A 14,593-nucleotide genomic window follows, 5' to 3' on the forward strand; every position below is an offset into this window, starting at 1 on the left:
CCGCCTGGCGCGGGAAGGCCGGTATTTCCTATGCAAAGACATGCTGACAAACGACGGGAAGGAAAATCGGTGAAGTACGGTTGGGTAACCACGGGGGCATGGATGTGCCTTGGAATTGCGCTGCTGGTGCTGACCGCGCCGGTCCGAGCGCAAGACAAAACAGTGGAAGCAGAAGGCGTGCCGGCCGAAACGCAAGCGGAAACGGCGGACACTCAAACCGCGCCCGCCGAGGCCCAAGCGGAAACATCGGACGCTCAGACCGCACCCGCCGAGGCCCAAGCGGAAACGCCGGACGCTCAAACCGCGCCCGCCGAGGCCCAAGCGGAAACTTCGGACGCCCAAACCGCGCCTCCCGAAGCACAAGCGGAAAAGCCGGACGCAGGAAGTGCGCCGGCGGGGGCACAAGCGGGACCAACCGGCCGGGAAGGTCTGCCGGTGCGCAAACCGCCGCGTCCGTCGGTGCCGCGTTCCGCCGGGAACTCGGGGAACCCTGAACGCGTCAACCCTGAGGACTTGACTCCCAGCGGCAAGCCCAAGCCGGAGATCCCGCTTGATCCGTACCGTCCCAAGTCGGATGCTCCATCCGGCACGATGCTAAGCGCGGATGGAGACGTGCTGTTGACCCTCGATTTCGAGGAAGAAAACCTGTTGGATGTGATCAAGATCATCGGCGCGCAAACCGGCAAGAACTTTGATATCGATCCCCAGCTGGCGCAAATGAAGGTAACACTGATCTCGCATGCGCCCATTCCTGCTGCCATGGCCTACGACATTCTCGGCTCTATCCTTCAGATGCGGGGATACGACATGGTCGAGGTGCTCGACGGGCATTTGGTACGCATTGTGCAATCGGGGCAGTTTATCGAGAAGAGCCCGCTGGTGATCGGGCGGCAGGAGCCCGAGGGCTACGACAGGGTCGAGACTCATATCATACCCGTTACCTATGCGACCGCGTCTGACTTGCAGGCCTTGCTCGAGCAGCTCGGCTCGCAGACGGCGATCGTGAGCGTGTACGAAAAGACCAACATGCTGATCATCACGGACACCGCCGACGGCATTCGTAACATGCTGCGGTTTATCCAGGAGGTCGACGTTCCGGGTTACGAGACGGAGATGGAAGTGTTCGCGCTCGAGTACGCCCGCGCGGAAGTCCTGGCCACGCAGATTCAGGATATTCTGGGAGTCGAGGCGGGAGGCGCGGCGCCTGCCGCCGAGCGGCCAGCCCGGCCGACCCCGGTCCCCGCGCCGCGGCAGCCAGCCCGGCCTGCCGTACCCGGCCGCCAAGGTTCGACGGTGGTCGCTCATCAAGAGACGCTGCGGATCGTCTCGGACGAACGCTTGAACGCGTTGATCGTCATTGCAAGCGCCCCGCTGATGGAACAGGTTCGCGACTTGGTCGAGCTGCTCGATACGCAGACGGACTACGAATCGGACAATCTGCACGTGTATGAACTGCTGAATGCAACCGCGAAGGATATCGAGGAGGCTCTGAACACCGTAGTCGGCCTGACGCCGCGCACCGAGGGCCAACAGCAAGGGGCTCCGGCCGCCACCGCTGAGATTCAGCCCTTCGAAAAGAAGGTCCAGATCACAAGCTATGAGCAGAACAACTCGCTGCTGGTGGTGGCCTCGCCTCAAGATTACCGGGTGATTCGAGAACTTATCGCGCAGCTGGATGTGCCGCCAAGGCAGGTGCACGTGGATGCGGTGATCATGGAGGTGACCATCAACGACAACTTCGACCTTTCCGTCGAGGCCGCGGGTATCGACGGCGAAGACGGCTTCGGGTTGAACAACGTGGTGACCCTGGCAACGGTTCTTACGGAGGGCCCTCTGTCCGCGGTCGGCGGGGGCGGTGTTCTGGCGGGTGTCATTGATGGCACCACGGAACTGACCGTATCGGACGGCGCCGGCGGGTTTGTCACGCAGGAAGTGCCGAATATTCCTCTGCTGCTTACGACGCTGGAGTCCATAACGGAAGTGAACGTCTTGGCCCAGCCGGGTTTGACGACGAAAGACAACGTGGAAGCTGAGGTGGTCGTGGGCCAGGAAGTGCCCTTTATCACGGGCAGTTCCCGTTCGCTGGATCAATCGGCCATCGGCGCCAGCGTGTACAGCCGGGTCGAGCGTGAGGACGTGGGCATCAAGCTCATGGTTACCCCCCAAATCAGCGAGGGCGACTACGTGTCGATGGAACTCGAGGTCGAGGTCTCGGAAGTGATTCAGAGTTCGGTCGGCGCCGACGTGAATATCGTGGGCCCGACGCTGTCGAAATCCAATGTGAAGACCGAGACGGTGATCAAGGATGGCTCGACGGGCGTTCTGGGCGGCCTGATCAGGGAAGCAACCGACCGTTCCGTTCGCCAGCCGCCGTATCTGGGCGACTTGCCCGGTGTGGGCTGGCTGTTCCGGACGAAGAGCAATAAGCGGGCCAAGCGAAACCTGGTGATCCTGGTGACGCCGTACATTATGAAGGAAGGCGTCGACACGGATCGTGTAACGAAGTACCGGCTGGACCAGTTCGACTCCGCGAATGTCGATGTGGTCTTTGAAAAGGGCTTCATCAAGCGCGTCAAGAAACGCGGGTACATGCGCAACGACTACCGGCCTACCCAGGACCGCAGGGAGAGGGCCCGGCCCGAAGACACCTTCAGCCGCGGCGACATCAAACGGGGCACCGAATGAGTCCAAAACGCAGCGCCAAAATCGGTGAGATTCTCGTCGAACTGGGGCATATTCACCAGGAACAGGTGGACGAGGCGTTGGAATTGCAGCGGATTCGCCCGAAACGCCTCGGTCAGATCCTCCTGGACTTGGGGTATTGCGAAGAGGACCAATTGCTGGAGGCGCTGAGCGCGCAGTTCGACATTCCCTTTGAACGGGATATGACGAAGCAGATCACCTCTTCGCTGACCACAAAGGTGCCAATCAACTTCATCCGTGAATACCGCATGGTGCCTTTCAAGCAGGATGGCGCAGTATACTGCGTGGCTCTGAATGATCCGGTGAACCTTCTGCCGCTTGACGATCTGCGGCTGCTGTTGGGCGGGCCCGTGGCGCCGATTTTGTGCCGTGGCGACGATATTCAGCGCGTGTTGGATTCGTATTTCGATCAGCAAGGCGAGAATGCCGCCGAGATGATCGACGACATCATGCTCACGGAAGGGGAAGCCGGCGAGATTCACACGCTGGATTCGCTCGAGGCTTCTGAACGCGACCTGTTGGACCTCGCGAACGAGGCGCCGATCATCAAGCTTATCAACTTATTGATCACGGGGGCCATTCGGGAGCGCGCGTCTGACATCCATCTCGAGCCGTTCGAGCGGGACGTCCGCGTCCGTTACCGCATAGACGGCGTGCTCTACGAGAAGCTGACGGTGCCGAAGTCGCAGCAGGCGGCGGTTATCTCGCGCGTGAAGATCATGGCGAACATGAACATCGCCGAACACCGCCTGCCGCAGGGCGGCCGCATCAAGATCAGGCTGAGCGGCAAAGAAATCGATATTCGCGTTTCGGTGATTCCGGTGGCCTTCGGCGAGCGCGTGGTCATGCGTATTCTCGAGAAAGGCACGTTTCTGTTCGGGCTGGAGGAGCTGGGGCTTTCGAAGCAGGATTATGCGATGTTCGACCGGCTCATCATGAGTTCGCACGGGATTATCCTTGTGACGGGTCCGACGGGGTCGGGCAAATCGACCACGTTGTATGCGGGGCTCCAGCGGGTAAACTCGCCGGACAAGAACATCATCACGGTCGAGGATCCCATCGAGTACCAGATGCCGGGCATCGGGCAGATCCAGGTGCGCGAGCGCATCGGGCTGAATTTCGCGGCCGCCTTGCGCGAGATCCTGCGCCAGGACCCGGACATCATCCTCGTGGGCGAGATTCGCGACCACGAAACCGCGGAGATGGCGGTGCAGGCCTCGTTGACGGGCCACCTGGTGTTTTCGACGCTGCACACGAACGACAGCGCCGGCGCCGTCACGCGTCTGGTGAACATGGGCATTGAGCCGTTTCTGGTCAGTTCGTCCACCATTGCGATTATGGCGCAGCGCCTGGTGCGCCGCATCTGCCCGAATTGCAGGGAGGAATACGAGCCTGAGGCCGAAAGCTGGGTCGAGCTCGGGATCCGGCCCGAGGACGCCAAGGGCCTGACATCCTTCCGCGGCGTGGGTTGCGAAAAGTGCCAGCAGCGCGGGTATTACGGCCGTATTGGCATTTTTGAACTCCTTGTCATGACCCCCCAGATCCAGGACCTGACCCTGAAAGGTGTGGACTCGAACGTCATCAAGCGCGAAGCGGTCAAAGAAGGGATGCGGACGTTGCGGGCGGACGGCGCGGCGAAGGTGCGCGCGGGCATTTCCACTATCGAGGAGGTTCTTCGCGTCACGCGCGATGATCTGCTCGAGGGCGTAATTGCATGAAACATGGAGGCGGCAGTTAGGCGCAATGGCGGTCTTCGACTACGAGGCGATCGCGGAATCCGGCAAGTCGGTACGGGGCGTAATCGATGCGGATTCGCCCGCGGCGGCACGGCGCAAGCTGCGCGAGCAGGAGCTGTTCCCGACCAGTGTTCGCGAGTCAACCGAGAAGACGGTTGTCACGACGGACGTGGTGGCGGGCTCGTTCAGCCGTATCAAAGGGCGCGATGTTGCCCTGATGACGCGGCAGCTCGCGGTGCTGGTTGAAGCCGGGATGTCGCTTGTCGAGGCACTAAGCGCCTTGCTCGATCAGACCAGCAACCCGCGGTTGAAGAAAGTGATTTTTGAAGTGCGCGACCGCGTGAACGAGGGCATGACGCTCGCGGACGCGATGTCGCAGCACCCCCGAGTATTCAACTTGCTGTACACGAACATGGTGCGCGCGGGAGAGGCCAGCGGGGCGCTCGAGGCGGTTCTGATGCGTTTGGCCGAGCTTCTGGAGCGCAACGTTCGTCTGCGCGCGCGGGTGGTGTCGGCCCTTGCGTATCCGGTGCTGATGGCTTTCGTGAGCGTTGGTGTGATTGTCTTTCTGATGATGGTCGTTGTTCCCCAGATCGTGGGTACTTTTGCCCGGCAGAAGGTCGAGCTTCCCGGGATTACGAAGGCATTGCTGTTCACGTGCGATATCGTTTACGGTTGGTGGTGGGCGATGCTGCTGATGTTGGCGGCCGGCTATTTCACGTGGCGCGGGTGGGTTAAACGGCCTGAAGGGCGCTTGCAGTGGGACCGGTTCAAGATATGGGTGCCCTACGTCGGCGATTTGTATTTGAAGGTGGTGTGCGGCCGGTTTTCGCGGACGCTGGGCTCGATGCTCGAGAGCGGGTTGACGATGCTGAACGCTCTCGAGGTGGTGAAGACGGTTCTGCAGAACCGGCAGGCCGAACAGATCATGGACGATGTGAAGACCCAGGTGCGCCGGGGGCGCAACCTTTCCGAACCGCTGCGCGACTCGGGCATGTTTCCTCCGATGCTGGTGCACATGGTCGAGCTTGGCCAACGCAGCGGCGAGCTGCCGGCCATGCTGTTGAAGACCGCCGACACGTACGATGAAGAAGTGAACATGGCCGTGGACGCCCTGGTGAGTCTGCTGGAGCCGGTCATCATCCTGGTGATGGGCCTGTTTGTAGGGTTTCTCGTGATTGCGATGCTGCTTCCGATTCTCACGATTAGCAGCACGTTTGCCTGAGGAGGGCCGCAAAATGAACTCTCGTAAACGCACGGAAAGAAGACGGCAAGAGGCCGGGTTTACGCTGGTCGAGTTGATGGTCGTCATCGTGATCCTCGGGTTGCTGGCGGCCCTCGTCGCGCCGCGCTTTCTGGAAGTGGCGGATGAGGCCCACGTCAACACCGCCAAGGCGCAGATCTCGCATTTCAAGACTGCCCTGACCCAGTACAAGCTGGAGCTCAAGAAGTTCCCGAGCACCAGCGAGGGGCTCGAAGCCCTCATCAACAACGAGAAGAGCAAGAAGTTTCTCGATAGCGATGCTGTGCCGAAGGACCCTTGGGGCAACCCGTACGTGTATACGTCGCCCGGCGCCGAAGGGCATGATTTCGAGATCATCAGCTACGGCGCCGATGGTCAGAAGGGCGGTACGGGATACAACGCGGACATCATGAGTTGGAACCTTCAAGGCGAAGGGCAATAGGACGGCCCCCTGTGACGTGCCCTCGCCCAAACGAGATGGTGCCGGGTGTGCCGGGCGTTCGCGCGGCGGGGAACGGCTATACGCTGGTTGAGCTCTCCGTGGTGATTGCCATTGCGGGGCTGATCATGGCCATAGCGATCCCCCAGTTCATGCCGTCGATCCTCTTCAGCAATCTCGAGGGGGCGGCGCGGCATATGGCGAGCTACGGGCGCGCGGCAATGGCCCACGCGGTTATCGCCCACGAACGGCTTACGGTCCGCATCAATTTGAGCCCCGAGGAAGGCCAGCCGCAGCAATACTGGACCGTCCGCTGGTTCACCGAGTACGAGTTGAAAGAAAACGAGGAGGGCATGTTCGACGGCGGCACGTTCGGCCCGACACAAGGCACGTCCGCGGGCCAGCGGGCGCAGGACCAGAATGCCGCCTTGTACGTTCCCGGCTCGCAAGAAGACATGGCCGAGCAGGCGCGCCTTTTGCAGGAACGGTTCGATCGATTCGCCACCATGGCGCTGCAATCCAAGGCCCGAAACGTGAAACATGAGGGCATACTGAGCGAAGTGGGTAACTTGTTTGAGGGCAAAGAATTCAAACTCGATGACGAGGAAGACGAGGACAGCGTCGATGAGGTGAAGACATCGCTCCTGGAGCGGACGCGCATGCCCGAAGGGGTGACGATCGAGAGCGTGCGCGTGGGCACGTCGGACATCAGCAGCGGCCTGGTCGAAGTCGACGTGACGCCCTTGGGTTTGGCCGAGCCCGTGCAGGTGTACTTGAAGGGCGAGAAGGAAGATGAGTACTTCACCGTCGTCTGGGACGCCATAACGGGCAGCGCCCACATTTATGAAGGGAAAGAGGAGTCGCTTTGAGCGGTACTGTTGAGCAGAGGCGGGAGCGGCGTCGGCCGTCACGACATGACAGCGGTTTCACGTTGATCGAAATCGTCGTGGCGCTCGCCGTGCTGGGCGGGGTGATGTTCATCCTGCTCGAGACCCATTTTCGCGCGTTGCGCCTGTATGATTCGGCGCGCGAGCAAGTCACCATACGCAACTTTCTTTCCGAGGCCGTGGGCCGCGCCGAGACGGAGGTGCTTGCCGGCAATCCTGCAGGGGACGGCGATTTCGGCGAACGGTTTCCGGACTATACGTATACGTTCGACGCGCAACAGCTCGGCGAAGGCAATATCTTGCTGTACGAGGTATTGGTGACGGTCAAAGACCCCGAGGGCGAGAAGCATGAGATTGTCTTCATGCTTTACGATCCGCGCACGGGCAGCACGAGCACGGGCACGAACAGAAACACAAACACAAACATAAACACAAACACAAACACGAATAGGGGCGCCTCGCCAAGCGGAACCTCGGGCATCAACCTCAGTGACATATCCTCGCGCGCTTCGCAAGCCGCTTCAAGTAGAAAGCGATGACGGGCCATGCGGAATGACGGTTTCACGTTGATGGAATTGGTGCTGGCGCTGGCCATCATTGTGATCATGACGGCCATCGTCTACTCGTCGCTGAGTTCGGTGGTGAATTCGACCGCGATGGCGCGCGCAGCGGCCGAGGAAACGCGGCTCCGGCAGTTCCTTACTCGTAGTTTCGAGACCAATTTCAGCAGCGTGTACATGGATCGGACCAGCGAACAGGGCCTGTTCCAGTTCATAGGCGTCAACGATGACTCCATGGACGGCCCGATGGACTCGGTGCGCTTCTGCTCGTCTGCGCCGCTGATGGGGGGGATGTCCCTTCCGGGCGACCTCAAGGAAGTGCGTTACGAGGCGATCAGCACGGAAGACACCGAAATGGGCCTCGATCTCGACGACGATAATGAAGGCAAGGTTGACAAAAAGGACGATAAAGGCGAGGAGCCTGACGAAGGAGCGACGCTCGAGGCGATGGAAATGCCGCTGATCGCGGGCAGCGCCGGGCAACTGGATGAAACACTGAATGAGACGCGAAGCAGGGGCTTGGAAGAACAGGCCCAGGAAACCGATTACGAGGCGCCTCACTGGAGCGTGCCGATTCGTTCGATGGATATCCAGTACTTCGACGGGACGGACTGGCTCGACGAGTGGGACTCGCTGCAATATGGCCGGGCGCCCTGGTGCGTGCGTATCCGGATCAACTTCGCCAAGACCGAGGAACAGCTTAAAGAGGAGGCCCCGAAGCGGTACGACGAGGTCGAGGACCCCGATTTTGAAGTGGTGGTTCCCATTCCTCTTGGGCTAGGCATGACGGAAGACGGCCGGTCGCTGGCGAATTTCTCGGGGCAATCGGCCCGCGACGCTCTGGAACAGCTCGAAACGCAGTCTTCGCAGCGTACGGGCAGCACAGAGGGGTCCAACAACAACATCCAGACGGAAGGCGGCAGACGGTGAACGGGCACGCTTTTCCATACCCGAAGCCGACACGCGCCCCCGACGAAGGCGTGGCGCTGCTTCTGGCACTGTTGTTCGTCGTGCTCCTCACGGTGCTGGTGGTGGAACACGCATACGAAATGCGGGTCGAGGCGAGTTTCGTGGAGAACAACGTCACCCTGTTCCAGGCGGAACTTGCGGCGCGTTCGGCCGTGGCGTATGGATACTCGCTTCTGGCCGCCGACCTGGAAGAAACCGCCGCAAGCGGGCAGGAGTTCGCATTCGACAGCCGTGTGGACCTGTGGGCCGAGGGACTTCCCTGCCAGCAGATTAATGATGCCCTCATGCAATGCCGCATCCAGGATGAATACGGCAAACTCAACATCAATGCGCTGGTAAAACTCACGAATGGCGAAGAAAACGAATACATGGTGGACGCCTTCCGCAGTCTCATCGAGCGGCGCGGCGGTGAACCCGATGTGGTTGACGCCATATTGGATTGGATTGACACGGACGATGAGATGCGCCCCGCCGGCGCGGAGGCCGACTACTATGCCGCGCTCGACCCGCCCTACGGCTGCAAGAACGGGCCGATGGGTTCCGTAGAGGAACTGCTGCTTGTCGTCGGGATGACGTCGGAACTTTTTTTTGGAGACCCCGAGAACCCCGAGGAGTTTCCTCCGTTGACGGAACTCCTCACGGTGCATGGCGACCCGTTGGGGCGGGTCAACGTGAATACGGCGAAGTACCCCGTGCTCGAAGCCATGGCCGACGCCATTGGGCAGTCTGGTTTGGCCGAGACGATCCTGGATTGGCAGGAGAACGGGGACCCGGTAACAAGCCGTGCCGACGCGGAGGCCCGGGGGCTGCTGGACCCCATAGAGCAGAGGGGCAACGTTCGGGCCCAAACCAGCGTTCGGGCTCAGACGGAGGTGGTGGAGCGCAGACCGGAAGTCTGGACCTGGTCGAGCGACGTGTTCCAAGTCGAGGGCATGGGGCTGTACGAGAGCGCGATGGTGCGCATACAGGCTTTCGTGTGGCGGGACTCGGGGCAGGAGGCGGCCGAAATGTTTCGCACGCTGGATTGGAGAGTAACTCAATGAAATTGCCGTCCAAGATCGGTGCCGTTGAATTTGACGAGGACGAAATCCGGCTCGCGGTGGTGAGCACGGGCAGGCGTGTGCCTGCCATCATCGAGGCCCGTGCATGCCTGGCGGTGTATCCGAGCGCCAGTCAGCGGTTCGAGGCGCTGGTGGCCGCTGTCGCGCATGCCCGTTCGCAGATGAAAACCAAGCCCGCCGCGTGGGTGTTGTGCGCGAGGAGCGATAACGCGATTGCACGGAAACTGACCCTGCCTTTCAAGGGAAGAAGCAAGGTGGCGTCGGCGGTGCCCTTTGAATTGGAGCCGTATCTGGCGTTTCCTATTGAAGAGTTGGCGGTGGACTACAGCATTGTCCGGGAAGCCAACGGCAACACCGAGGTACTGGCCGTCGGGGTGCGGCGGACCTTGCTGGAGGAGCAGATCGACGTTCTCAATGCCGCCGGCATCGCTATCGAGGGGATCGGACTGGATGCGACGGGATTGAGTTCGCTCCTGCACGCGCGCCAGAACCGGGGGAACGGTCTCTCGGCCGCGCTCCACGTGCGCGGCGCCGGCTCTTCTCTCGTGGTCACGCTCGGGACGTCGCTGGTGTTTCTCCGGCATCTGCCGCTGACCGCGGCCCAGTTTCGCGATGGGCCGGAAGCCGCCGCCCGCGAGGTCCAGAATACTCTGCGGGCGTTCCAGGCCTCGTGGCCTGAGGACGGCGCCGCCCTATCCGAACTGGTCGTTACCGGAGAGTCCTTGGCCGAGTTCCATCACCCCGAGTTCGAGCAAGGGCTGACCCTCCCGATCCGTCATGTCGACTTGATGGACGGGTTGAAGGGCGCCGGGCTGGCCCAGGCGGGCGCTCCGGCCCAGCCCGTGGGGCCGGAGGGGCCGGTTGCCACGCCACTTGAGCAGGAACAGGAGACCGGGGAGGCGGCTGGCAGCCGGGTGAACGCCTGGGCGGCGCTTGTTGGCGTCTCGCTGACGGCGGCGGGGGGCGCCTACGGCCTCGACTTCCGCACGGGGCCCCTCGCAGCGCCCGCCGCCTGGAGCGGACTGACCCGCCACATCGCGTTCTCTGCCTGCTTGGCGCTGCTGCTGGTGGTGGCGTACGGCGTCTACAGCTATGTCCGGTATCAGCGGAACCAGGAGGAGATCACACGAATAGGCGATACGATCTGGCAGTACTACACGGAGGCGTTCCCGAACGCTCCGGAGGTCCAAGGCGGCCGGCCGCCGGCCGACGTAGGGGGCAGCACGACTATTACCTTGATGGCACGAGAGAATGAGAATGTTCAGAAGGACGCGGACCTCTCGAATGTTGCGATCTTCCAGCGCCCGCCGCTGCCGGAAATTCTCAAGGAGATCAGCATTTGTATGCCGGACAGCAAGGTGCGGGTGACGTCTATCCGGATCACGTCAACCTTGGGCCGCGGCGAGCTGCAAAGCATAACCATTGAAGGGGAAGTGACGAATCCGGAGACCTTTGACGAGGTCATGACGGCTTTGAAGGAATCGTCTTTGTTCAAGCAGGTGGAAGACCCGGCTCGCCGCGATGAAGCCGGAAAAGCGACGTTCAGCGTCCGCGCGTATATCTAGATTCAGGAGTGGCCATGGCGAGATTCAACATGCAGAAACGCGAAAAGCTTGTGGTGGGCATTGGCGCCGTAGTCGTGGTTTTTATCATATCGCAGTGGCTGTTTTCCGACCGTGGCCCGCTGCGCGCCTATAGCCAATCGGAAAGGCAGGTGGAGGCGGCGCGCCGCCGGCTTCTCGATGCCCAGCTGATTCGCGACGATGCCTTAGCCCGCCGGCAGAGCGGCCAGGCCCTGGAAGAGAAACTGGGTCAGCGGGGAACGTTCCGGCTGTATTCGCACGTGGACCAGGCTTTGCAGGCCGAGCATCTGAAAGGGGCGGCAGGCGCCAGAGCAACTCTGGAAACACAGAACACGGCTGTCCGCTCAGGCGCATTCGAGGCGGTCAAACTCTATCTGGACGGCGTCAGCATGGAAGAGTTGACCAATGTCCTCGTTCGAATCTATAGCGGCGACAACCTAGTCGTCCTTGAGCGTCTGGACGAGATGAGGCCCGCAGACAGCGGCCGCGGCCTGGTATGCAACATGGTATTGATGGCGCCCCGCGGGTGACGGCAGGCCCTGCCGGTCTTCCCGGGACAACGGCGCGGACGGCGGCCCTCGCGGCGTCCATTTCCCTCCGTCTTTCGGCGCGCCTGCGCAAAGGTCTGAACGAAGTGCTCCCCGGCATGCCCCGGAGGGTCTGTTTCGCCACGAGACCGTATTGACCGCCGCGGACGCCAATCCGTGGCCCGTGGTCCACGAAACGAATGCGTCCCGGCGATACGAGTTGTTCTCCGGCGTTTCAGAGGGTCAGGGCGGGGGTGTTCTTGTGGTTGCTTCAGAGCCCGGGAAACTCCGATGGTGGAAGTTGATTTTCGGAGCTTCCCGCGTCAGAATGCACCGTGGAAGCAAAGGAGCGCTGTGCTTGTACGGGCGGGCTTACGGGCCCGGCAAGATATCGGTGCATGGGCTAACCGGGTAGCCCCCGATGGGCACAGCGCAAGGGATGGCGCATTCCAGCCACAGGAACGTACGAACCAGCGCGAGGTTCGTACACCGGGTCTCAGGGCAGTCGGGTCAGGCGCTTCAGCCTGCCTTTTGGGAGAAGGCGGCAACCCTTTTCGCCGCAGGAAGGGACGCCATGGTGTCACCGAAGTTCCTGCCTGGTTGGAGGGCGCGGCGAACCCTGCCCACGGGCCGGTAATCTCTTGACAATATATAGCGTAAGTGTAATATTTGCAATGCGATCTCGCAGTATTTACATTGACAAGATCCCGGAAAGTCTGGTACATTGAGGATGCAGAAAAAGCGAGGATTGCGCCGTGCAACAGCAAGCGTATAGTCTGTTTGGACAAACCCTTGTCGAAAAGGGAGTGATCAGTCAAAAGCAGCTCGATGAGGCTATCCACAAGCAGCAGACCACGATGGGTCACCGCAAACTTGGTGAGATTCTCGTGCGTTTGGGGTATCTCAGCAAGTCGCATATCACCGAAGGTCTTGCGGAGCAGTTGGGCATACCTATCGTCCGTTTGTCCGACCGCGAGATTCCGGAGCGGATTCGCAACCTTGTCGAGCCCAATATCGCTACCCTCTACCGAATCATTCCCATCGGCGAGGCGGGGGACCGGTTGATTATCGCAACGGCGGACCCCACGAATTTCACCGCACTCGAGAACGTGGAACGGCTGCTCGAACGCCCGGTCGAGCCGCAGTTGGCGCCGGTCGAGGACATCGCGGAGGCGCTCTCGAAGTATTACGGTTTGAACGAGCATACGGTGGAATCCATGCTCACGTCCGTCAGCAGCGCCTCGACGATGAGTACTCTCAGCACCATGTCGAACGTGAGTTCGCTGGATTCGTCGATGAGCAGCGTGAGCAGCATGTCGGCGAGCGACATCAGCATGAGCAGCATCAGCGTGGATGCGACCGATTTCAACGTGGGCACCAGTGATGACTCCGTCGAGGACGACGATCACCCCGTAGTGCGTTATGTGCACAACCTCATCCTGGAAGCGTTCCGGCTTCGGGCAAGCGATATTCATGTCGAACCTGGAAAATACGACGTCAAGATCCGATACCGCATTGACGGCGTGCTCCATCTGATGCCGCCGCCCCCGAAACGCGCCCAGCCTTCCATCATTTCGCGCCTTAAACTGTTGTCGAATATGGACCTATCGGAGCGGCGCATTCCACAGGACGGCCGCATCAAGCTCAACATCGGCGGCAAGATGGTCGACCTGCGTGTGAGCGCCCTGCCCGCTCAATACGGCGAAAGCGTGGTCATGCGTATCCTCGATAAGAGCGGCCTGATGCTGGGTCTGGGCCAGCTGGGGTTCAGCCCGGACGATCAGCGCCGCTGGGAGGACATGCTGAATCAAGGAACCGGCGTGATGCTGGTGACGGGTCCGACGGGTTCGGGCAAGACAACCACCCTTTACGCCTCGCTGCACAAACTGAACACGCCCGACCGCAAGCTCGTGACGGTAGAGGACCCGGTCGAGTACCAGCTTTCGGGCATCAACCAGGTGCAGATCAACCACGAAATCGGCTGGAAATTCGATAACGCCCTGCGGGCCATATTCCGTCAAGACCCCGATATCGTGATGGTCGGTGAGATTCGCGACTACGAAACGGCGGACATTGCCATCAAGGCGGCCTTGACCGGACACATGGTGTTCTCGACCGTGCACACCAACGACGCGCCCAGTTCGTTCATTCGTCTCGTGGACATCGGGTTGAAGCCGTTCATGGTGGCTGCGGGCGTGCGCTGCGTTCTCGCGCAGCGGCTGGTGCGCACCCTCTGCACGACGTGTAAGGAACCGACCCAGCCCACGGACCTGCAGTTGGAACGGCTGGGGATTAAATTCGATGTGAACGAAGCCGAGTTGTTCGACGGCAAGGGCTGCGAGCACTGTAACCATACCGGTTACCAGGGCCGTATTGGCATTTACGAGTTGCTGGTTACGACGGACCGGCTGCGGGAGCTGATCATCAACGGTGCTTCGGCAAGCCACCTGCGTGTGGAAGCCCGCGCGAGCGGCGGCATGCTGACGCTGCGCGAGGACGCCTGGCGGAAGGCCCTCGCGGGCATCACCTCGCTGCAGGAAGTGCTGCGCGTGACGCAAATGGACGAGCCGGTCTGATTTCGGCGCAAAAGAGGAGACGGCCGTGGCTGTGCAACAGTACGATATGGTGAGCTTGTTGAAGATGCTTATCGACCGCGACGGGTCGGACCTCCACCTCGCGGTGGGCAATCCCCCGGTCGGGCGCGTGCATGGCCACCTGACGTTTTTCGGTGATCGGACCCTCTCGCCGGATGACACCGAGCGCCTTATGAAAAGTATCGCGTCGGTTGATAACCAGCAGGAAATCCAGGAGGTAGGAGGGTCAGACTTCGGGTTCGCTTTCGAAGACATCGCCCGGTTCCGCGTGTCGATTTTCAAGCAGAAAGG

Annotated in this window: 12 protein-coding genes; all 12 read left to right on the forward strand. The window is 61.0% G+C overall.

What is annotated here, in order from left to right:
- Positions 1-69 precede the first annotated feature (69 nt).
- Positions 70-2,685: a type II secretion system secretin GspD gene (gene gspD / locus PLJ71_16415; GenBank protein ID HQM50272.1), complete on the forward strand. Its 2,616-nt coding sequence runs from the start codon at positions 70-72 to the stop codon at positions 2,683-2,685.
- Positions 2,682-4,421, forward strand: a complete 1,740-nt coding sequence (gspE, locus tag PLJ71_16420; GenBank protein ID HQM50273.1) for a type II secretion system ATPase GspE — start codon at positions 2,682-2,684, stop codon at positions 4,419-4,421. Before gspD ends, gspE begins: the two co-directional genes overlap by 4 nt.
- 25 nt (positions 4,422-4,446) lie before the next feature.
- Positions 4,447-5,664, forward strand: a complete 1,218-nt coding sequence (gspF, locus tag PLJ71_16425) for a type II secretion system inner membrane protein GspF (GenBank protein ID HQM50274.1) — start codon at positions 4,447-4,449, stop codon at positions 5,662-5,664.
- A gap of 13 nt (positions 5,665-5,677) precedes the next feature.
- Positions 5,678-6,124, forward strand: coding sequence for a type II secretion system major pseudopilin GspG (gspG, locus tag PLJ71_16430; protein ID HQM50275.1), 447 nt, complete (start codon positions 5,678-5,680; stop codon positions 6,122-6,124).
- 11 nt (positions 6,125-6,135) lie between these two features.
- Positions 6,136-6,990 carry a type II secretion system protein gene (locus tag PLJ71_16435; protein ID HQM50276.1) on the forward strand — a complete coding sequence of 285 codons (855 nt, stop codon included), beginning with the start codon at positions 6,136-6,138 and terminating at the stop codon, positions 6,988-6,990.
- A complete protein-coding gene (locus PLJ71_16440) occupies positions 6,987-7,547 on the forward strand; it encodes a prepilin-type N-terminal cleavage/methylation domain-containing protein (GenBank protein HQM50277.1) in 561 nt (186 codons plus the stop codon). Before PLJ71_16435 ends, PLJ71_16440 begins: the two co-directional genes overlap by 4 nt.
- Before the next feature lie 6 nt (positions 7,548-7,553).
- Complete coding sequence (locus PLJ71_16445) at positions 7,554-8,498, forward strand: prepilin-type N-terminal cleavage/methylation domain-containing protein (GenBank protein HQM50278.1); 945 nt, start codon at positions 7,554-7,556, stop codon at positions 8,496-8,498.
- Positions 8,495-9,580: a type II secretion system minor pseudopilin GspK gene (gene gspK / locus PLJ71_16450; GenBank protein HQM50279.1), complete on the forward strand. Its 1,086-nt coding sequence runs from the start codon at positions 8,495-8,497 to the stop codon at positions 9,578-9,580. Before PLJ71_16445 ends, gspK begins: the two co-directional genes overlap by 4 nt.
- The gene (gene pilM / locus PLJ71_16455) at positions 9,577-11,163 is read left to right on the forward strand and encodes a pilus assembly protein PilM (protein HQM50280.1); all 1,587 of its coding nucleotides are present in this window, start codon (positions 9,577-9,579) and stop codon (positions 11,161-11,163) included. The genes gspK and pilM overlap by 4 nt, the downstream gene beginning before the upstream one ends.
- A 14-nt stretch (positions 11,164-11,177) precedes the next feature.
- Positions 11,178-11,711, forward strand: coding sequence for a hypothetical protein (locus PLJ71_16460; protein ID HQM50281.1), 534 nt, complete (start codon positions 11,178-11,180; stop codon positions 11,709-11,711).
- Between the two features lie 752 nt (positions 11,712-12,463).
- A complete protein-coding gene (locus PLJ71_16465) occupies positions 12,464-14,284 on the forward strand; it encodes an ATPase, T2SS/T4P/T4SS family (GenBank protein HQM50282.1) in 1,821 nt (606 codons plus the stop codon).
- A gap of 25 nt (positions 14,285-14,309) precedes the next feature.
- Positions 14,310-14,593, forward strand: a 284-nt coding sequence (locus tag PLJ71_16470) for a type IV pili twitching motility protein PilT (protein HQM50283.1), incomplete at its 3' end; no start/stop codon positions are given.

This window comes from Candidatus Hydrogenedentota bacterium (genome assembly GCA_035416745.1).
In the GTDB taxonomy this organism is placed as follows: Bacteria; Hydrogenedentota; Hydrogenedentia; order Hydrogenedentales; family SLHB01; genus UBA2224.